We start from the raw sequence: 21075 nt of genomic DNA on the forward strand, positions 1-21075 counted from the left end.
TCAGATCGATGGCGCAACGATCGTTTGCGCCGTCAAGGTATCGATCACTTCCTGCGGCATGGTCTCTGCCGGACGGCCGGAAACAAAATCGAGCAGGTCCTTGGTCAGACGCTCGGTCTGCGTTGCAAAGAGGCCATGCGGCTCGCCGTCGTACTCGATCAGCGTCGCGTGTGGTACGGCCCTGGCCACGGCACGTCCGGTTGCCTCGATCGGTACAGTGGCGTCCGAAGTCCCGTGGATCACCAGCGTCGGCACGCTGAACGAGGGCAGGTCACCCCGGAAATCGGTGGTGGCAAAAGCCTTCGCCGAAAGCAGCGTGGGCCTCAGGCCTGCCTGCATGGCGGTCGCCCAGGACAGCTTCAGCGTCTCGTCGCTGACCGGCTTGCTCAGCATGCCCACGCCATAGAAATCGCGGAAGAAGCCGGTGAAGAATTTCGCACGGTCCTCCAGCATGCCTTCGGTCATCTCATCGAACGTCGATTGCGGCACGCCCTCGGGATTGTCGTCGGTCTGGAGCATGTAGGGCACGACCGATGACACCAGCGCCACGCGCGAAACGCCCTGCCCGCCATAGCGCGACATGTAGCGCGCGATCTCGCCACCGCCCATCGAGAATCCGACCAGAGCCGCGCCGTTATTGGCATTCATTGCTGCCATGACGTCAGCCAGATCGTCGGCAAAGGTATCGTAGTCATAGCCATCCGAAGGCTGGTCCGACCGTCCGAACCCGCGCCGGTCATAGGCAATCGCACGGAAGCCTTCATCGGCCAGTGCGTTGCTCACCGGGTCCCAGCTGTCGCCAGAGAGTGGCCAGCCATGGATCAGCACCACCGGCGGCCCATCGCCCCACGACTTGGCATAAAGGCGGGTCCCATCCCGGGTCTCGATCATCGGCATCAAACTGTCTCCTCAGGCCCCGCCCGTGTGGTGCCTGAACGGCTCGTCCCGTTTCGCGTTCCGATGCCCGTCTGCCCACAGGTACGGGCTGGCACTGGAGGCTGAAAGAACATATAAGGAACGAATGTCGCAGCTTACCGTTCTCGAACGCCTCGAAATCCTGGCCGATGCCGCAAAGTACGATGCCTCCTGCGCCTCGTCGGGCACCACCAAGCGCAACAGCAAGGGCGGAAAAGGCATCGGGTCGACCGAGGGCATGGGCATCTGCCACGCCTATGCGCCCGATGGTCGCTGCATCTCGCTGCTCAAGATCCTGCTGACCAATCACTGTGTGTTCGATTGCCATTACTGCGTGAACCGCAAGAGTTCGAACACCCGCCGCGCGCGCTTTACCCCGCAGGAGGTGGTGGACCTGACCCTGTCGTTCTACCGCCGCAACTATATCGAAGGCCTGTTTCTTTCCTCCGGCATCGTCAAAAGCTCCAGCCACACCATGGAGCAGTTGATAGAAGTCGCCCGTATCCTTCGCGAAGAACACGATTTTCGGGGTTATATCCACCTCAAGACGATTCCCGAAGCCGATCCCGAGCTGGTCGCCCAGGCCGGGCTCTATGCCGATCGCGTCTCGATCAACGTCGAGTTGCCAACGGTAGCCGGCCTGACCCGCCTCGCGCCCGACAAGTCCGCACCGCAGATCGAAGGGGCCATGGGGTCGCTGAAGGAAGCGATTGTCGAGGCCAAGGACGCCCGCAAGCGCTTCCGCCATGCGCCGAAATTCGCCCCCGCCGGCCAGTCCACCCAGATGATCGTCGGTGCCGATGCCGCGACCGATGCCGATATCGTCGGCCGCGCCAGCACGCTTTATGATCGCTTCCGCCTGCGCCGCGTCTATTACTCAGCCTTCAGCCCGATCCCCGACGCCAGCGCAGTCCTGCCGCTGAAGCGTCCGCCCTTGATGCGCGAACATCGGCTCTATCAGTCCGACTGGCTGATGCGCTTCTACGGCTTTGCCCCGCACGAGGTGCAGCAGGCCGCCGGCAACGATGGCATGCTTCCGCTCGACATCGACCCCAAGCTCGCCTGGGCCTTGCGCTTTCGCGGAGATTTCCCGGTCGACGTCAACCGTGCCCCGCGCGAGAAGCTGCTGCGCGTGCCGGGCTTGGGCGTGAAAGCCGTCAACGCGCTCGTCGCCGCGCGCCGCCAACGCCGCCTGCGTCTCGCCGATGTCGGCAAGCTTACCGTCTCCATTGCCAAAGTGCGTCCGTTCATCGTCACCGAGGATTGGCGGCCGGTCATGCTGACCGACCGGGCAGATCTGCACAGCCTTCTGGTACCCGCGACCAAGCCTGCCCAGATGGAACTCTTCGCATGAAGCCGTTCCGCGACATGCGCCTGGCCGAAGCGTTCCGGATCCAGCTTGCCGCGCCCGATGATTTCGAAGGCTGGCGTGATGCTGCCCGTCGCATGGTCCGCGCTGATGTGCCGCCAGACCGGATCACCTGGGAATCGCCGGCCGATCCGGGAGCGGACCTGTTCGCCCAAGGGGACCGTCGCCTGCCGTCGCCCCCTGCCGATGCCCCGCAACCGCGCGTTTCACGAGACTTCCTGCAACTTGCCCAAAGCGCGATCCTTCATTCTGATTCCACGCGTTTTTCCCTGCTCTATCGCGTGCTGTGGCGCCTGCAGTCCCGCCCGCGCCTGATGGAGGACAAGGCGGACCCCGACGTCCGCTCGATGGAGGATCTGGCGCGGCAGGTCCGGCGCGACATCCACAAGATGCGCGCCTTCGTCCGCTTCCGCAGCGTCGAGGGTGAGGGGAGCGAGCGCTATGTCGCCTGGTTCGAGCCCGAGCATCATATCCTGCGCGCCAACGCCGGGTTCTTCGTGCGCCGCTTCACCACCATGCGCTGGTCGATCCTCACCCCGCGCGGTACCCTGCACTGGGATGGCGAGGCGCTGCAGGAAGGCCCGCCGGCTACCCGGGCCGATGCTCCCTCTGGCGATCCGGTCGAGGCCCTGTGGCGGAAGTATTATGCGTCGATCTTCAATCCTGCGCGTTTGAAGGTCGGGGCCATGCTCAAGGAAATGCCCCGCAAGTACTGGAAGAACATGCCGGAGGCGGCGCTCATCCCCGAGTTGATCGCCGGAGCGCAGGCACGCGAGGCACAGATGGTGAAGGCGGGCGAACAGGACTTCGGCGAACGGCCGCAAAGCCTTGGCGCGATTGGCGAAGCGATCCTCGGCTGCCGCCGCTGCGAGATCGGCTGCAACGGCACCCGGGCAGTCATGGGCGAAGGGCCCTCATCCGCCGCACTCATGATCGTGGGCGAGCAGCCGGGCGATACCGAAGAGGAGCAGGGCCGTCCGTTCATCGGTCCGGCCGGCCGCCTGCTGCGTTCGCATCTCGAAGAAGCAGGCATTTCGGACGAACGCACTTACGTCACCAACGCGGTCAAACACTTCAAGTTTGTCCCCCGCGGCAAACGCCGCCTCCACCAGAATCCCACCGCCAAGGAAATCGACATCTGCCGCTGGTGGCTTGATGGCGAGCGCGCGCTGGTCCAGCCCCGGCTCATTCTCGCCTTGGGCGCAAGCGCGGCACGCAGCCTTCTCGGCAAAACAGTCAGCGTGCAAAAAGTGCGAGGCGAACCTCAGGCGCTGGCAGATGGCAGCGAGCTGTGGATCACCACGCACCCCAGCTATCTGCTGCGTCTGCACGATCACGGTCGTGCCGAGGAAGAGGCAAAGTTTGCCAAAGACTTGCGCAAGGTAGCGCAGAGGCTTTCGGAACTATCGGCATAAATCATGCCCGAACAGCCGCTGACACCGCGCCGCCGCCATGTCGAACCGGTGGACGAGGGCGACCTGCCGCCGGCACCGTTCGTGGAACTGGGCCTGGCGACCTGCTTTTCGTTCCTGCGTGGCGCGTCGGACGCGATCGATCTCGTCACCACGGCACGTGCCTTGGGATACGATGCTCTTGGCATTGCCGACGCCAATACCATGGCTGGCGTGGTGCGCCTGCATACCGAGGCCGAGGCTGCGCGGCTACGTCCGGTTATCGGTTGCCGGATCGAAACCGTCGAAGACCTTGTCTTTCTGGCCTATCCGCAGGACCGCGCCGCGTACGGCCGGCTGTGTCGGCTCATCTCCGAAGGGCGAATGCGCACGCTCACCGGAGAGTGGCAGGCGAAAGACACCTGCGAGATCGATCTGCCCATGCTGGCAGCCCATGCCGAGGGCATCCACCTGATCCTCGTGCCGCCTGCTGATCTGGATCAGATGTTTACGGTGGAAAGCGAAAGCAATGTCTATGCTTTTCCGGGAGCAGAGTCCCCAGCTCTTCCACAGGTCAGGAACAGCCTTTCCCTGCCTTTTCCCGACTTTCTCCCCCGGCTTGTCCACAGCTTGCCGACCATGCGCCATCTGGCTGCAAGCTACCTTTACGTCGGCGACGACATCGCCCGGATCGAAAGGTTGAACGGTCTGGCACGGAGCAATGGCCTCGGCCTGCTGGCTACCAACGAAGTGCTCTACGCGACACCAAACCGCCGTCCGCTTCAAGACGTGATGACGGCAATCCGCCACAAGACCACCGTTGCCAAGGCCGGGCACTTGCTCCAACCCAATGCCGAACGGCACCTGAAATCTCCGCAGGATATGGTGCGCCTGTTCGAACGCTGGCCCGATGCGATCGCAGCGACGCGCAATCTGGCGGACTCCTGCCAGTTCAATCTCAGGGAGTTGCGCTACGAATACCCCGAGGAGATCTGCCCGGAGGGCCACGATCCGCAATCCTGGCTGGAGATGCAAACCTGGGAAGGGGCACGCGGACGCTATCCCGAAGGCGTGCCCGATGGCGTGGGTGAAACCTTGCGTCGCGAACTTGACCTCATCGGCAAGCTGAACCTCGCAACCTACTTTCTGACCATCAAGGATATTGTTGATTTTGCCCGTAATTGTGATCCACCCATCCTGTGCCAAGGGCGTGGTTCAGCTGCCAATTCCGCGGTCTGTTACTGCCTCGGCATCACTGCCGTTGATCCCGCCAAGCATGCGTTGCTGTTCGATCGCTTCATCTCCGAAGAGCGCAAGGAGCCGCCTGATATCGACGTCGATTTCGAGCATGAGCGACGCGAAGAGGTCATCCAGTATATCTACCGCCGTTTCGGTCGCACCCGAGCAGGCCTCTGCGCCACGGTCATTCACTACCGGCCGCGCATGGCGATCCGCGAGGTGGGCAAGGCCATGGGCCTTTCCGAAGACGTGACCGGCGCGCTCGCTCGCACTGTCTGGGGCAGCTGGGGTACCGAAGTGGGCGAGAAGAACGTCAACGAAAGCGGGTTGGACGGTACCGATCCCTACCTCAGGCGCGTGATCAGCATAGCCCAGCAAATGATTGGAATGCCGCGCCATCTTTCCCAGCATGTTGGCGGCTTCATCCTGACACAAGGACCACTGACGGAAACAGTGCCGATCGGCAATGGCGCGATGGCCGATCGCAGCTTCATCGAATGGGACAAGGATGACATCGACGCGCTTGGCATCCTCAAGGTCGATGTGCTCGCGCTCGGCATGCTCACCTGCATTCGCAAGTGCCTTGATCTGCTGGGTGCGCACCACGGCCGTGATCTGACGCTGGCCACAGTCCCGCGCGAAGATCCGGCGGTCTACGACATGTTGTGCAAGGGGGATTCCCTTGGCGTGTTCCAGGTGGAAAGCCGTGCGCAGATGAACATGCTGCCGCGCTTGCGGCCGCGGCAGTTCTACGATCTCGTGATCCAGGTTGCCATTGTCCGCCCGGGGCCGATCCAGGGCGACATGGTCCACCCCTATCTCAAGCGCAGGCGGGGCGAGGAGAAGGTGGAGATACCTGCGCCCGGCCCAGAACATGGCCCTGCAGATGAACTGAGTTCGATTCTCAACCGCACCCTAGGCGTCCCGATCTTCCAGGAGCAGGCCATGAAGATTGCGCTCGATGCAGCGAAGTTCTCGAGCCTTGAAGCCAATCGCCTGCGCAAGGCCATGGCCACCTTCCGTTCGCGAGGGATGGTGCACGAACTTGAAGACATGATGGTCGGCCGCATGGTTGAGCGCGGCTATGATCCCGATTTTGCCGAACGCTGTTTCAACCAGATCAAGGGCTTCGGCGAGTACGGCTTTCCCGAAAGCCACGCCGCCAGCTTCGCCCACCTCGTCTACGTTTCATCATGGTTCAAGTGCCACTATCCGGCGGCCTTTGCCTGTGCCCTGCTCAATTCGCAGCCGATGGGTTTCTACGCGCCCGCACAGATCGTGGGCGATGCGGCCCGGCATGGCGTGCCGGTGCTGCCGGTCGATGTGAACCACTCGGACTGGGACTGTACGCTGGAGCAGGGGGGAGGCGCGCTCCGCCTTGGCTTCAGGCAGATCGATGGCTTTCCCGAACATGCGGCTGCCATGCTCGTCGCGGCGAGGGGCGCGGGCGGGGCCTTCACCGATGCGGCCAGCCTCAAGGAACGGGCCGGGCTGTCTCCGGCAGTGGTTGAGCGGCTTGCCGCAGCCGATGCGCTGGGCTCGCTTGGCCTGTCGCGCAGGCAGGCGCTGTGGGATGCCCGCAGCCTTGTCGCGCCCAAGGAACTGCCGCTGTTTGCCGCCATGACGTCACGTTCGGAAGGCGAGGAGCGTACCCGCGCCGTGCTGCCGATGATGCCGCTGTCGGAAGAGGTCGTGGCTGATTACCAGACGCATCGCCTGTCGCTGAAGGCGCACCCACTGGCTTTCCTGAGACCGATGCTGGGCGAGCGTGGCTTCGTGCGGGCGGCAGACCTCAGGAGCCACAAGTATCGCGCCACGGTGCTGGTGGCCGGCGTAGTTCTGGTGCGCCAGCGCCCCGGCAGCGCCAAGGGCGTCTGCTTCATCACGCTCGAGGACGAGACCGGCGTGGTCAATCTGGTGATCTGGCCTGACCTTATGGAGAAGCAGCGCAAGGTCATCATGGGCGCACGGCTGATGGAAGTGCGTGGGCGGGTGGAGTACGACGACGAGGTCATCCATGTCATCGCCATGAACTTGACCGACGCCAGCGCCAGCCTAGATGCGCTGTCAGATGCCGACAGGCTGCTGCCGCCGATTGCGCGCGCGGACGAGTGCAACAGGCCGATCCCTGAAAGAGCCGGACCCGGTGCCCGCACGCACCCGCGTGACGTGAGGATCATCCCCAAGTCACGCGATTTTCATTAGAGGCGCAAACTCAGGTACGCAGGCGCTCAATCCCCTGCGCCAGTGCGACATAGAGCTTGCCCATGTCGGACGAGAGCAGCGTAACGCCCAGAGCGTTACCGTCACGCGTGGAAAGCAACTGGCGCAACATGGATTCGAAGTCGTGTATGTAGCGGTTCACGTGTTCGCGGAATTCGCTTTCGGCTTCATAATGCGCCTGAACCGCCTTTGCTTCGGCACTCTCCAGCAGCGAAACGGCGCGGCGCGTAAAGATGCCGCGGTCCCCGCGCAGGTACGATGCCCAAGCGGTTTCCGAGACATCCGTCGAAAGCGCCTTGGCGATGTCGATGGCTGACGAATTCAGCGATTCCGTGATCAAGGCGGCACGACGGGCAAAGTCGTTATCGACCTTTTCCTCTGCCTTTTCGCGAACCCGATCGACCCGCGCCTCCAGATTGCCGGCCAGTTCATCAACCTTGGCCAACTGGTCACGCATCTGGATTGCGGTGTCCCGACTTGCTGCCGCGGCAGCATCGATGGCTTCCTCCAGGCGACCGACAAGTTCGGCCGCGCGCCCCTGAAGCACGCGCGCAATGGCAGCGCTGCTCTGTTCGCCAAGCCTTTCGGCCAAGCCTTCGATTTCACCCGCAGTGCTGGCGCGCAGGTCTTCGCCAGCCTTGGCCGCAGCCTCGTTCAAGCTGCCAATTGCTCCCGAAAGCCGGCTCTCGATGTCACGCGAAAGCGCATCGCTTTCCGCGCGCACCCCTGCCAGCACCTCTCGCAACGCATCGAGTTGCTTCTCGCGCTCGGCCGCTTGCTCGGACAGTGTCTTCTGCGCCTTCTGCAATTCCTTGATCGTGCTGGAAACTTCATTGCGAGCAGACCCAACGGTTTCGGCCAGGCTGCGCCCACCGTCGCCTGCCTCGCGCAAGGTATCGCGCAAAGTGAACACGCGGTCCTCCAGACCCTTGAGCCCGGCCTCGGTGCTGCGCAGGGCTTCCGGAATCTGGGTGCGCGTGTGGTCGCCACCGGCTTGGATCAGTTCGAGAAGCCTTACGGCGGAGTCGGTCAATTCACCGATCTGCAGGTCCGTGCCCGAAAGCGCGTGGCGCATTTCACCCAACCGCGCATTAAGGTCACCCATTGCTTGGTCGACCTGGGACGCTGTCTGCGCGCCTTGTTCACCAGAGTTGCGAAGTACTTCGGAGAAAGCACTGACCTTGCTTCCGATTTCCTCGCATCTGGAGGCGAGATTCTCCGCCTCGACAAGTTGGGTCCTGCGCTGTGCCTCGATCGCTTGGTCAAGCTCGGCCAGCTTGGACGCCAAAGCTTCGGCAGCAGAAGCGGCGGCTCGCTCCATCGCAGAGCGGCGCTCGGCAACGGCTTCGTCAATTTCCGCCAGACGCTTTTCGAGAGCCACGCGTTGTTCCGCAGCGCCGGCTTCGGCAGATGCCCGCCTTCGCGCCAGCTGTTCGTCAAGGTCGCGGCCCTGGATTTCGAGCATTGCGGTGAGCGAACGCGCGGCCTCCTCGAAGCGTGCCAGACGTCCGGCCGAGTCCGCGATGAGTCCCTCGTGCGCCTCGCCGAGTTGGGCGAGAGTTTCCTTGAGGGATGCCGCATGCGCATCGCTCCGCTCCCGCCAAGCCGCAAGGGCAGCCTGCTCCGCATCGGCTGCCAGGGCTGCCTGATCGGCGCTGCGCTGCGTCAGCGCATCGAAGCGATTCTCGGCAAGAAGGCCGAGGTCTTCGGAAGCCTTGGCAAAGCCTTCAAGAGCACTGTCGACCCGGTCGCGAAACGACATGACCTGCCGTTCGCTCGCAAGGCCGAACTCGTTGAGGCGCTGAAAGCCCGAGACCAGTTCTTCAAGCTGCAGATGCGCGGTGCGTCCGGCATTGCCGATGTTGTTGGTTACGTCCTTGGCGGCATTGGCAATGACCGGCAGCTGTCCACGCAGCTTCTCCATGTTGTCGAGAGCGGCTGCTGAAACTTCGGCGATCCTGTCGATCTGCGTACCGTTCCTGCTGATCAGCCCATCAAGCTGTGAGGCGCTGCCCGAAAGGCGATCGACCGCAATCCGTCCCAGCGAATCGAGGTCGCGGCCTTGCGCGGCCATGAAGTCGCGGGCCAGCGCGAGTTCGGTGTTGATCGAGACGAGGCGCCTTTCAAGGTCGGCCGATTCGTTCGAAAGCAGACGCGCCGCATCGGCGAAGCGGGCCGCTTCCCGCCGGCTTGTACGCATGACCACCAGGAGCAGGACGAGCACAAGCAGGACAGGCACGCTCCATTGCGTTGACCACCATGCCCATTGCTGTGCGGACGCGGGTGCCGGCTGCGCAAGGATCACGGCCCATACGAAGAAGGCCGTCCAACCCGCGATCACCCCACCGGCCAGCAGGAGCACCGGCCAAGCCTTGTCAGGCGGAGGCATTTCAGAGCTATCCCAATCGCTTGCAGACGCTTTTTCAAGGAAAGCTGGAGGCGCATATGCCAGACCGGGATCGTCGGGCGCAGTTGGCCCGGCCATGGTTGCCTCACCGGCGTCCTCATTGACGCCATCGATCGGAATGATCCGTCTTCCCCCGTTCATGACGCTGTCATATCACGATTTCGACCCATCCATAAACCCCGCCTTAACGCTTCGGCCCGTAGCGCTTTCACATGGCCTACGAAGGCGCCTCCCTTGACGCAAACCTCGCCGCTGCTGCCGGGCACGATCCCGAACTCGTGCGCGAATTGCGCGCGGCATTCATCGAAAGTGCCGAGCGGCAGGTAGATCTGCTTGGTCGGGCCCGCTGCGATGGCAACTGGCACGTTGCTGCCTTGCGTTTGAAAGGCCTTGCGGCAAGCTTCCACGCCGAAGGCCTGATCGACCTTGCAGAGGAGGCGCTGGACGGCGCCCCCGGCGATCCGGCGATTCTTCGTCGCCTTCGCCAGATGCTGGCCGACTTGGCGATAGAACCTTAATCCCCGACACGACTGCGGTCCGCCTTGGCACGACCGTCGCCAGTCCCTACGATGGTGCGACAGGAGGCAATTGTTGCGGGTCGCGGTTCTTTCCCTGATTGAAACTTCCCATCCGGCGCAGGCTGCGGGTGCGTCGGCGACGACGCCTTCGGGGCTGCGCGGGTATCTGCCAATAGGCGGACGCTCGCTATTACGCCACCAGATCGGACTGGCCCTCTCGCTGGGCGCCAAACGCCTTGTGGTCATGGCCGAGGGGATCAGTGGCGAGCTGGTTGCGCTTCAGCATGTTGTCGAGGCAGGCGGAGCGCAGTTTCATGTCGTAGCGACCGCACGCGCACTCGTGCCATTGCTCGCGCCCGAAGACGACGTGATCGTCGTGGGTGATGGATTGATCGCCATGCCCGATGTGTTTCGGGATCTGATCGAGGCAGGGCCGGGTGTCCTCACTCTTCCAGCGGAAAGCGCCTTGCCGCTCGGGTTCGAGCGCATCGACATCAACCACGCATTTGCCGGAGCAATGCGCTTTCCGGGACGGATCGCTGCAGGCCTCGCGGACCTGCCGCCCGAATGGAACGCGCAATCGGCGCTGCTGCGCCTCGCCGTTCAGGCCCGCTTGCCTTTGCGCGGTGTATCTGCCGCCATGCTGGGAGATGGCCGCTGGACCATGGTCCGCAGCGAGCCAGAAGCCCATGCCGCAGAACGCCAGTGGCTGCGGCTGCATACGGCTACCGGTGACGCGGCGGAGGGGTCTCCGGGGGTGCTGCTGGCCATGGCCTTCGTCCGCAGGTTCGGTCCAGCCATGCTTCATGCAGGAACCCGGCCTGCGTTGATCGGACTTGCTGCCGGGATACTGGGGCTGCTCGGTCTGGGCCTTGGCTGGCTTGGCAACGCCGCCACCGGGTTCCTGCTTGTCGGGTTATCCTGGCTGGTGGAGCGCGTGGCCAGCCTCATGGGGCAGGTGGAGCGTGATTCGCTCCTGGCGTCGGGTCTTGAACGCAAGGCCGTGGCCCTGTTCCATCTCATTGTCGACGCTGGACTGGTGACGTTGGCCGCGTGGCGCAGCGAGTTGCCCTACACCAGCGCGATTCCATTTGGACTCAACTGGTTCACCCCGATCCTGCTTGTCGGCGGAGCGCGCCTTGTGCGCCTTGCCTTGCCGCGTTTCCCCCGTTCCGCCTGGCTGGAAGATCGATTGGTGTTTGGCTTGTTGCTCGCCATCGTCAGCGTGGCGCTGCCATTCGATGCGACGATCGGACTTGCCGTTCTGGCGCTCCTCGGCACCTGCCTACTGTTGCTTCAGCTCGGAAGATCGCCAGCAACCGAGAGATCGCCTAACTCGCAGTTAACCAGTCGGCCGTAAGAGCGACTTATGGCACTGACCGTACCTTTCACCCCCGATCCCGGCGCGATCGAGGCGCTTCTGCGCGATGACCTCGCTCATGCCGATCAGGTCATGATTCACATGGGGCCGATCCTTCAGCATCTTCTCCGGAACGACGATAACTCGATCTTCAGCGACGAGATCATTGCCCGGGTCCGGGGCATGCTGTCCGATCTTGCCCGGCAGCTTGTGCAAGCGGTCGGCCAGGCTGCGGGTCATGACAATTCTGCCGCTTGGGCGCGGGAGGCGAGCGATGGCCTGGCGGATATGCTCGCCGGCAACCAGGCCCTGTTGAATCATCTGCACATGCTGGCCGTGGAGTGGCAACTCACGGAGAAGATGCAGGGCAGGCTCGGACTGGATCCTGTGCTTACCCCCCTGCTTCAAGACATCATCGCTTCGCGCGATCCCGATCTTGCCGCGCGCGGAATGAACCTGCTCGCGGCGCAGGCGCGATTCGGGCAATTGATGCGACGCATGCAGATTCCGCTTTCGGAACTTCCGGGTGACCTTCATCATATCGCATTGATGACGATGCAGGCCTATGTTGCCGAGGACCCATCCGGACTGGCTGCTGCCGGGGCGGCAGAAAGCACGCTGCGCCAGCAACGGATGACTGCGGCATCGCGTCTTGAACTTCTCGATCACGTCATTGGCCAATTGGCCGGAGATTCAGGCCGCGGTCTGAAAATTGATACTGCGGGCATTGCGCTCTTTCTATCGACGCTTGCATCGGGAGCGGGCATGTCGCGCGAGATGGCGATCATGTGCACGACCGAAAGTCAGATGGCGCGAATGGCTCTCGCACTGTCGGCTGCAGGAGCTGACCGCACGAATCTGGTGACAACTTTCGCCGCGCTTCATCCGCAGACCAGCTTGCCCGATGGCATCGATCAGATCGTACCTGATGCAGCTGCGGCGATGCTGGCGTCTTCCCTGATGCGTCGCGAAGCGTTCGGATAGCGATCAGCAGATGAAGGTATCCCCGTGACCACCGCAGGTCTAATCAGCGCCCGCTGCGACAGTGCGGACCGTCTGGTCGAGTCCGACGAGATCCTTGCGGCGCTGCAGGTTCGGCTGGGCGGGGGTTACCCCGGAGTGATTGCGCTGCCCGGTCTCCTGTCGCTGGTTCGTCGTGCGCGAATGGCGGGAGCGACCCTGGGTGCCGCCATGACTGTGACGGACGAAGGGCAACCGCTTTCGTTTTCGGCGCGCGCCATCCCCGATGGGGCGGGCACAAGAATCGAGATCAGCGACTGGAAGGTCGCCTCGGACGCCTGGCAGGGCGATGAAGCCGCATCCGCCGATGAAGCACTGGTCCGCCAATTGGCCGAGGCGCACATTGTTCTGGACGCTGAGCAGCGCATCGTATCGGGTTCTGTAACGGCGGGCGATCTTGCCGACCTCGCATCGGGCCTGCAGCAAGGCTTTGGCAAATACTGGACCGATTTCGTAACGCTTGAAGGCAATGCACACCGCCAACCGCTGCACTGGCGATTGCTTGACGAAGCCCGGGTGGCCGTACCCGGCTCGTCCCGTGTGTGGAAGACGCGCATTCTTCCGTTGCGTGCCGGGGGGTTCGAACTGCTCCTCGTAGCAGAGACTGTGTTGATCAATGTCCCGGCCAAGGCTGTCGCTGCTGCGCCGGAACCCCTCCCACAGCCAGACTGGAAGGGATTGCTGGGGCGCAAGCTGGCGCCGGCACTGCGTTTGCCAATCAACCGGATCGTGGCCAATGCCGAAACCATCCGGACACGCCTCGCCGGTCCATTGGCAGAACAGTACGTAGGGTATGCCGGCGATATTGCAGAGGCGGGGCGGCACCTGCTGTCTCTGGTCGAAGACCTTGCCGACCTTGAGACGGTGGAAGATGAAGGCTTTGCACCTGCTCCCGATCACATCGATCTTGTAGATTGTGCACGGCGCGCAGCAGGCATCCTCGGCGTGCGGGCGCAGGAACGGGGCATTGCGTTCGTACTCCCCGCGCTCGATGTGGCAGCGCCAGCCATCGCGGAATTCCGCCGCGTGCTGCAAATTCTCCTCAATCTCATCGGCAACGCCGTGAGATACTCGCCTGAACATACCCGGGTCGAGGTCGATTGCGGCATCGATGGGGAGTTCGCCTGGATCACCGTACTGGACCAGGGGCAGGGCATTCCTCAGGAGCATGCCGAAAAGGTTTTCGAGAAATTTGAGCGCCTTGGTCGCAGTGGCGATGGCGGCAGCGGACTGGGCCTCTATATCTCGCGCAGACTGGCACGCGCGATGGGTGGCGATCTCACTGTTCAGCAGGCGCCAGACGGCGGCGCGAAATTCGTGCTGTTGTTGCCGGCTGACACTGCCGCGCAGGCAAGCGCAGCGGGCTGACGCTCAGCGGCGCCTCGATGCGCGCCAGATTGCAAGCGCGCCGATCAGCATCAAGCCTGCGCCGATATAGGCCCATTGCGTCTGGGCGAGCATGAAGCTCGATGCCGGCCACATGATCAGGCCCAGCCCCTGTCCGATCCACAAGCCGCCCATGAGAAGGGCGACGATGCCGAAAATCCTGAGAACTGTCGCCATCGTCGCCCTTTCCTGTTTCTCAATCGATCAGCGTTCGCTCAGCGGCACGCAGTCGCGCTGCGTCGGGCCGGTGTAGAGCCGGCGCGGCCATCCGGTTTCTCTCGAGAAACCGGCACGAAAAGTGCGGCCGCGCCTCTCACGCCTCAGCGTTCGCTCAGCGGCACGTAGTCGCGCTGCGTCGGGCCGGTGTAGAGCTGGCGCGGACGCCCGATCTTCTGGCCAGGATCGCTGATCATTTCGTTCCACTGTGCGACCCAGCCCACGGTACGGGCGAGGGCGAAGAGCACGGTGAACATCGTCGTCGGGAAGCCAATCGCCGAAAGGATGATGCCCGAGTAGAAGTCCACGTTCGGGAACAGCTTCTTCTCCGCGAAGTACGGATCGCTGAGCGCGATTTCCTCGAGGCGCAGGGCGGTCTCGAACAGCGGATCGTTGACCTTCAGCGCGTCGAACACTTCGCGCACGGTCTGCTGCATCACGGTCGCGCGCGGATCGTAGTTCTTGTAGACGCGGTGACCGAAGCCCATCAGGCGGAACGGATCGTTCTTGTCCTTGGCGCGGTCGATGTAGTGCTGGATGCGATCGGGGGTGCCGATCTCCTTGAGCATGTTGAGCGCGGCTTCGTTCGCGCCGCCGTGCGCCGGGCCCCACAGACAGGCGATGCCTGCCGCGATGCAGGCAAACGGATTGGCGCCCGAGGAACCGGCCAGACGGACGGTCGAGGTCGAAGCGTTCTGCTCGTGATCGGCATGAAGGATGAAGATGCGATCCATTGCCTTCTCGACAGCAGGGATCACTTCGTACTCTTCGGCCGGAACGCCGAAAGTCATCTTCAGGAAGTTGCCGGTATAGGACAGCTTGTTGTCCGGATAGACGAAGGGCTGGCCAACCGAATACTTGTAGGCCATCGCCGCGATCGTCGGCATCTTGGCGATCAGGCGGTGCGAGCTGATCTTGCGATGCGTCGGGTCAGCAATGTCGGTGCTGTCGTGGTAGAACGCCGAGAGCGCGCCGACGACGCCGCACATGATCGCCATCGGGTGCGCATCGCGACGGAAGCCGCGATAGAACGTGGCAAGCTGCTCGTGCAGCATCGTGTGGCGGGTGATCGTGCGGCTGAAGTCCGCAAGTTCCTGCTGGCTCGGCAGTTCGCCGTTAAGCAGCAGGTAGCTCACTTCCATGAACGACGAATGCTCGGCCAACTGGCCGATCGGGTAACCGCGGTGCAGAAGCACGCCCTCATCACCGTCGATGTAGGTCAGTGCGCTGTCGCAGCTTGCCGTCGAAGTGAAGCCCGGGTCATAGGTGAACATGCCCGTCTGGCCATAGAGCTTGCGGATGTCGATGACGTCCGGCCCGATGGTGCCGCTCTTGATCGGCATGTCCACGCTGTTGCCGCCAGCGGTCAAAGAAGCCTGGTTTTCGCTCACGCCTAAGCCCTCCTGTTTCTTCTGTCTTTACAGTTTATGCCCGGGTTCAAGCCAACTGATCGCGGATGCGCGCCAGCGACTCGTCCTTGCCGAGCAGTGCCAATACGTCGAATATTCCCGGCGAGGTAGTCTGTCCCGTCAGGCTCGCGCGCAACGGTTGGGCAATTTTGCCCAAGCCTATCCCAAGCTCCTCGGCCATTTGTTTCAAAGTGGCCTCCAGCCCTTCGATTGTCCAGCCGTTTTCCGCCTCGAGCGCAGCCACCACTTTGGCCAGTATCGCGCGCGAATCGTCGGTCAGTAGTGCGGCCGCCTTTTCCGCCATGGGCAGGGGGCGCTGCGCGAACAGGAACACCGACGAGGTCGCCAGTTCGTTGAGATCGGCAGCGCGCACCTTCAGCACCGGCATCGCTCTGGTCAGCAGATCCATGCCCGCTTTGGCGTCGAAGCCAGGCTCCAGCACAGCCAGACGCGGGGCGACCAGCCCGGCAAGCCGGGCATCATCAGCCTCGCGAATGTAGTGGCCATTGAGGTTCAGCAGCTTCTTGAGATCAAAGCGCGATGCGCCCTTGTTGACGTTGGCGATATCGAACCATTCAACCGCCTGATCGCGGCTGATGATTTCCTCGTCACCATGGCCCCAGCCGAGGCGCAGCAGGTAGTTGAACACCGCTTCGGGCAGCAGCCCCATCTCGTCGCGATAGGCGTCGACGCCCAGCGCACCGTGACGCTTTGAAAGCTTGGCGCCATCAGCACCGTGGATCAGCGGGATGTGCGCGTAGATCGGATCGGGCCAACCACCTTCGATCTCGTTCATCGCACGGACGATCACCAGCTGACGGAACGCATTGTTGATGTGATCGTCGCCGCGGATCACATGGGTGACGCCCATGTCATGATCGTCGACTACGACAGCGAGCATGTATGTCGGCGTGCCGTCCGAACGCAGCACGATGAAGTCGTCAAGCTCGCTGTTCTGGACCGTGATAAAACCTTGAACGCGATCGGGAATCGTCGTTTCGCCTTCCCGCGGCGCCTTCATGCGCACCACGTAGGACTGGTCGGTCGGCCACTGATCAGGCGTCGCATCGCGCCACTCGCTATCGATGCGGAAGGGGCGGCGCTCGGCCTGGGCTTTCTCGCGACGAGCGGCGAGCTCTTCCTGTGTCAGGTAGCAGCGATAGGCGTGTCCGGCCTCCAGCATCTGGTGCGCAACCTGAGCGTGCCGTTCCGAGCGGGCGAACTGGAACACAGGCTCCTCGTCTCCGCCCAGACCCAGCCAGTTCAGCCCGTCGAAGATCGCTTCGATGGCCGCATCGGTCGAGCGAGCACGATCGGTATCCTCGATGCGCAGCAGGTACTTGCCGCCGTTGTGGCGAGCATAGAGCCAGTTGAACATCGCCGTACGCGCGCCGCCAATGTGCAGGAAGCCAGTGGGCGAAGGGGCGAAACGGGTGACGACCGGGGCATTGCCGGGCGATCCTGCAGAAACGGTGTCAGTGGCGCTTGCCATCGGCCGCGCTTTCCTTTGCTTTGAATGTCATGGCGTCTCCGGCTGCAGATCGGCCAGCGGCAGACTACCCCGCCGCCGAACCGGTCCCTGAACCGGGCGAACGCGCGCGGCATTGGGACATCCGCGCGCGATTGTCCAGCATGCTTGATGGTCGGATCGACGCTGCAGAACGCTTCCTGGATGCACACCCGTTCGAACGCGGGCTCTGGCTGGTGGTGGCCTTTGCCGCAGGCATCGTGCTGTGGGTAGCGCTTCCCTCCCGCTCCGACTGGATTGCCGCACTGTTGGCGCTTGGGGCCATCGCCATCCTTGCCCTGCTGGCGATCAATGCCGAGAAGCGGCCTCACCTGCGCCTCGCCGTGGCAGGACTGGCGATCATGGTGGCTGCCGGCGAGGTCACCATCTGGACGCGCTCCGCGCTGGTGGGGCAACCGGGCATAGCGAGACCGCAGGTTTCTGCTCTTGCCGGAGAAGTTCTTGAACGACGGGAGGAGCCGGCAAATGCGCGCGCGCGCCTCGTATTGCGGGTGATGCTGGATGGCCTGGCCGATCCTGTCCGCGTGCGGGTCAACCTGCCTTACGACAAGGATCCGGGCGACGTGGCTGAAGGTGCCCGGGTCGCCCTGCGCGCCCGGCTCATGCCACCGGCCGCTCCCATGCTTCCGGGCGCGTACGATTTTGCTCGCAGGGCCTGGTTCGATGGCCTTGCAGCGACGGGAACGGTGCTGGGCGATGTGCGAGTGGTCGGAAGATCAGATCGTGATACCACGCTTCGCAGCTTGCAGAAGTCGCTGGCCGAGCATGTCCGCTCACGGTTGACCGGATCGGCGGGGACAATTGCGGCCGCATTTGCCAGCGGGGATCGCGGGGCGATTGCTGCCAGCGATGAAGACGCCATGCGCGATGCGGGACTGACCCACCTCCTGTCGATCAGCGGCTTGCATGTCAGCGCGCTGGTGGGGGCCGTCTATTGGCTGGTTGCGCGCTTGCTCGCGCTCTTTCCCTGGGTTGCGCTCAGGATCCGCGTGCCTCTTGCAGCTGCGCTGGCAGGCGCCCTGGCAGGATTTGGCTATACCTTGCTGACCGGAGCGGAAGTGCCCACCATCCGGTCGTGCATCGGGGCATTGCTTGTACTTGGTGCGCTGGCCTTGGGACGCGATCCACTATCGATGCGAATGGTCGCAGTTGGCGGCTTTGTCGTCATGCTGTTCTGGCCCGATGCCGTCCTTGGCCCCAGCTTCCAGATGAGTTTCGCGGCCGTGATTGCGATCATCGCCTTTCACTCGGCGGGCCCGGTTCGCTCGTTCCTCACCGGTGAACACCATGGGCCCCTGGTCCGGGCTGGGCGAAGCTTCGTAATGTTGCTGGCTACCGGCATGGTCATTGAACTCGCACTGATGCCAATCGGCCTGTTCCATTTTCATCGCGCTGGCGTTTATGGCTCGCTGGCAAACGTCATTGCCATTCCGCTGACCACTTTCGTGACCATGCCGCTGATCGGCTTGGCCCTGGTGTTTGATCTCGCAGGCCTTGGCGCACCGGTTTGGTGGCTGGTTGGCAAGTCCCTCGATCTGCTGCTGGCGCTGGCACACTTCGTGGCATCACAACCCGGCTCAGTAACTGCAATGCCGCCCTTCGAAACATGGAGCTACGCGCTGTTCCTCGTCGGCATGTTGTGGCTGGCACTCTGGGTGGGCAAGGTGCGCCTTCTTGGCACCATACCCGCCGGTCTTGCCATCACCGCCATGGTCCTGACGCCGCGGCCCGATGTGCTTGTCACCGGTGATGGCCATCACGTCGGCATAGCCGGCGAAGGATCGGACCTGATCGTCCTGCGCATGGGAAGGGGCGATTACATGCGGGACAACTTGCTCGAACTTGCCGGAATGGAAGGCAGCCTTCGTCGCCTCGATGAATGGCCGGGTGCTCGCTGCAATGAAGACTTCTGCGCTGCAACGGTGCTCAGAAACGAACGGCGTTTTACGCTCCTGATGGCCCGCAGCCGAAACTACATTGACGACATGGCGCTTGTGGCGGCCTGCGAGCGGGCCGACATCGTCATCGCCGATCGACGCCTTCCGGCATCGTGCCGCCCGCGCATGCTGAAGGCAGACCGATCCTATCTCGCCAATACGGGAGGCATATCCATCGATCTTGCCTCTGGCCGGATTCGCACCGTAGCGGAAACGCAGGGCCAGCATGGTTGGTATCGCTGGCCAGTACCGCGCCCGACGCCCAGCCTGACGCAACTCAACGACGTCGGAGTTGGAGCGACGGATGCGCCTGATGCAACCGTGCCGGTAACGGCGCCAGTGGCTTCCAAGCGATGAATGCGACCCAGGGCGGTCCATGCCCTTGTCCGGCGGGCGATAATCTCGAAGCAGCGCTCCTTTCCGCCAGACTTGCCGGGCGAACCTGACGTTCGCCCGGCTCAATTCATCAGGGGAGGACCCAGCGCACCGAACCGACGTAGCTCCCCGCAGTCGGCATGCCGTCGCTGCCAAGTGCAGGAGTGAACCGCGCCCGCGCGCTGACTTTCGTGCATGTCGCTGCATCAAGGTCAGGAGACCCGCTCGATCCGGTAATCTCGCATCCCGTGACGCGGCCATCCACGCCTATCGAGAGCCGAAAGCGGGTTAGCCCTTCTCTTTCCTCTCTGATTGCGGCCGAGGGATAGTCGCGGTCCGAGATCCATGAGCCCGGCGATCCCTTCGGTGATGCTGTGCGCACGGCAAAGCTCGGCGAGGGAGAGGGGTGGGGCTCGGGCAGGACGTTCGGGATAGGGTCGACTGGTGTGATCGGGGTGACCTCGATTTCCCGGACTGTGCTTGAAGGATCCACCGGCGTAATCGCGATGTCGGGGCGGGGGGCCACCAGCGAGCGGCTGTCAGGCTGTGGGGAAGGTTTCACGTCCGGCGGCGGCACGACAGGCGTTACCTTCACCTCCTCGTCCTCCCACTGCTTGGCAGGAAGTCGGTCCGTCAGGATCGTGACCATGCTGTTGGCGAACCCTGAAGCGATCGCCCAGATCGCCACTCCATGAAGCAGCCCGACCGCGATGAAGGTCTGTGTCTGCCTGCGTCTCGTATTCTCGATTGCATAAGCCATTGGCAACACCTCTTCCGTTGCCGACGCCCCATGTTCTGGCGGGCCGTCCCGGAAAGGGGAGCCCCACGGCGGGGCATTCGGTAACAGCGGATACTATACCTCACACTGGACCACATCCAGAAAAATCTCAACCAAATCGATTGATATTTACCATAACATGCTGATGCAAAAAAAGCCGCCGCGCATTTCCTGCGCAGCGGCCTTTGTCATCAGGCACGCCCGATGGTCGGGCGCTATGTTGCAACAAACGTCAGTGGTAGCGCCGCAACAAGCCTGCAAGCTTGCCCTGCACGGTCACCTCGTCGGGGCGATAGAACTGAGGATCATAGGCAGCGTTGGCGGGATCCAGCCGAACCATGCCCTTTTCGTGATGGAGATACTTGAGCGTGGCCTCTTCCCCGCGCACAAGTGCAACCACGATCTCGCCATCGCGCGCCATATCTGTCTTGCGGACAAGCGCGTAATCGCCATCGAAGATCCCGGCTTCAACCATCGAGTCACCGGACACTTCGAGTGCGTAATGCTCTCCTGCGCCCAGTAGCGCGGCAGGAACTGGCAGGGTCGCCGTCGTCTCAAGCGCTTCGATTGGCACACCGGCTGCAATCTTGCCGTGCAGCGGCAGCTCGATCACGTCGTTTGCCGCCACAGGCACGGGAGGCGCTTTTGGTGCAGGACGAAGCGCCGTGACGCTTCCGCCCGTTGCTCCACCATCTGCATTGGCAATCTGCCGAACGGCGCTCTGCTTGCCCACCGCGCTGTCAGGCTGGCGGAGGACTTCGAGTGCCCGTGCGCGGTTGGGGAGGCGGCGGATGAAGCCACGCTCTTCAAGCGCCGAGATCAGCCGATGGACGCCCGACTTGGACTTCAGATCGAGCGCTTCCTTCATCTCCTCGAACGAGGGGGAGATGCCCGACTCTTCAAGCCGGACCTGAATGAAGGTGAGCAGTTCGTGCTGCTTGCGCGTCAACATCGGCGGCCACTCCGCAATGCGCGGCTTCGAGGCGAAGCCGCTGGTCTTTCAT

General features: G+C 63.0%; 15 protein-coding genes. 8 read left to right on the top strand and 7 right to left on the bottom strand.

The window, feature by feature from the left end:
• Entirely contained in the window at positions 1 to 897 is an 897-nt protein-coding gene (locus AC1Q5P_RS00515; RefSeq protein ID WP_039331066.1) for an alpha/beta fold hydrolase, read from the bottom strand.
• Positions 898 to 1021: 124 nt separating this feature from the next.
• Between AC1Q5P_RS00515 and AC1Q5P_RS00520 the strand changes: the two genes are divergently transcribed.
• The 3 genes from AC1Q5P_RS00520 to AC1Q5P_RS00530 are packed head-to-tail and all read left to right on the top strand — an operon-like array spanning position 1022 to position 7119.
• Positions 1022 to 2269 (top strand): putative DNA modification/repair radical SAM protein, encoded by a 1248-nt coding sequence (locus AC1Q5P_RS00520; protein WP_039331064.1) that lies wholly within the window; start codon positions 1022 to 1024, stop codon positions 2267 to 2269.
• A complete protein-coding gene (locus AC1Q5P_RS00525; protein ID WP_492517857.1) occupies positions 2266 to 3699 on the top strand; it encodes a UdgX family uracil-DNA binding protein in 1434 nt (477 codons plus the stop codon). The genes AC1Q5P_RS00520 and AC1Q5P_RS00525 overlap by 4 nt, the downstream gene beginning before the upstream one ends.
• A 3-nt stretch (positions 3700 to 3702) precedes the next feature.
• On the top strand, positions 3703 to 7119 hold the full coding sequence (locus tag AC1Q5P_RS00530; RefSeq protein ID WP_492517858.1) for an error-prone DNA polymerase: 3417 nt from the start codon (positions 3703 to 3705) through the stop codon (positions 7117 to 7119).
• Between the two features lie 10 nt (positions 7120 to 7129).
• Here AC1Q5P_RS00530 and AC1Q5P_RS00535 read toward each other — a convergent pair whose 3' ends face one another.
• Positions 7130 to 9685, bottom strand: coding sequence for a coiled-coil domain-containing protein (locus tag AC1Q5P_RS00535; RefSeq protein ID WP_492517859.1), 2556 nt, complete (start codon positions 9683 to 9685; stop codon positions 7130 to 7132).
• A 71-nt stretch (positions 9686 to 9756) separates the two neighbouring features.
• On the opposite strand from AC1Q5P_RS00535, the gene AC1Q5P_RS00540 reads away from it, so the two are divergent.
• The 4 genes from AC1Q5P_RS00540 (at position 9757) to AC1Q5P_RS00555 (ending at position 13810) form a co-directional block, all read left to right on the top strand.
• The gene (locus AC1Q5P_RS00540) at positions 9757 to 10062 is read left to right on the top strand and encodes a hypothetical protein (protein ID WP_039331057.1); all 306 of its coding nucleotides are present in this window, start codon (positions 9757 to 9759) and stop codon (positions 10060 to 10062) included.
• A 73-nt stretch (positions 10063 to 10135) separates the two neighbouring features.
• Complete coding sequence (locus tag AC1Q5P_RS00545; RefSeq protein ID WP_039331054.1) at positions 10136 to 11422, top strand: glycosyltransferase family protein; 1287 nt, start codon at positions 10136 to 10138, stop codon at positions 11420 to 11422.
• Between the two features lie 9 nt (positions 11423 to 11431).
• Complete coding sequence (locus AC1Q5P_RS00550; protein ID WP_492517860.1) at positions 11432 to 12406, top strand: hypothetical protein; 975 nt, start codon at positions 11432 to 11434, stop codon at positions 12404 to 12406.
• A gap of 24 nt (positions 12407 to 12430) precedes the next feature.
• Entirely contained in the window at positions 12431 to 13810 is a 1380-nt protein-coding gene (locus tag AC1Q5P_RS00555; protein ID WP_492517861.1) for a sensor histidine kinase, read from the top strand.
• 3 nt (positions 13811 to 13813) lie between these two features.
• On the opposite strand, the gene AC1Q5P_RS00560 is transcribed toward AC1Q5P_RS00555, so the two are convergent.
• The 3 genes from AC1Q5P_RS00560 to gltX all read right to left on the bottom strand — a co-directional run bounded on the left by AC1Q5P_RS00560 (position 13814) and on the right by gltX (position 16945).
• Positions 13814 to 14005: a hypothetical protein gene (locus AC1Q5P_RS00560; RefSeq protein ID WP_492517862.1), complete on the bottom strand. Its 192-nt coding sequence runs from the start codon at positions 14003 to 14005 to the stop codon at positions 13814 to 13816.
• A 143-nt stretch (positions 14006 to 14148) separates the two neighbouring features.
• The gene (locus AC1Q5P_RS00565; RefSeq protein ID WP_039331048.1) at positions 14149 to 15435 is read right to left on the bottom strand and encodes a citrate synthase; all 1287 of its coding nucleotides are present in this window, start codon (positions 15433 to 15435) and stop codon (positions 14149 to 14151) included.
• A gap of 46 nt (positions 15436 to 15481) precedes the next feature.
• Entirely contained in the window at positions 15482 to 16945 is a 1464-nt protein-coding gene (gltX, locus tag AC1Q5P_RS00570) for a glutamate--tRNA ligase (RefSeq protein WP_492517863.1), read from the bottom strand.
• Positions 16946 to 16974: 29 nt separating this feature from the next.
• On the opposite strand from gltX, the gene AC1Q5P_RS00575 reads away from it, so the two are divergent.
• Positions 16975 to 19275 carry a ComEC/Rec2 family competence protein gene (locus tag AC1Q5P_RS00575; RefSeq protein WP_492517864.1) on the top strand — a complete coding sequence of 767 codons (2301 nt, stop codon included), beginning with the start codon at positions 16975 to 16977 and terminating at the stop codon, positions 19273 to 19275.
• 109 nt (positions 19276 to 19384) lie between these two features.
• Here the strand turns inward: AC1Q5P_RS00575 and AC1Q5P_RS00580 are convergent, their stop codons facing one another.
• Together AC1Q5P_RS00580 and lexA are read right to left on the bottom strand one after the other, a co-directional pair.
• Positions 19385 to 20053, bottom strand: a complete 669-nt coding sequence (locus AC1Q5P_RS00580; RefSeq protein WP_492517865.1) for an energy transducer TonB — start codon at positions 20051 to 20053, stop codon at positions 19385 to 19387.
• A gap of 250 nt (positions 20054 to 20303) precedes the next feature.
• Positions 20304 to 21023, bottom strand: coding sequence for a transcriptional repressor LexA (gene lexA, locus AC1Q5P_RS00585; RefSeq protein WP_062344410.1), 720 nt, complete (start codon positions 21021 to 21023; stop codon positions 20304 to 20306).
• Positions 21024 to 21075: the final 52 nt, after the last annotated feature.

This window comes from Novosphingobium sp. GW835-FHT14H07 (assembly GCF_058793515.1).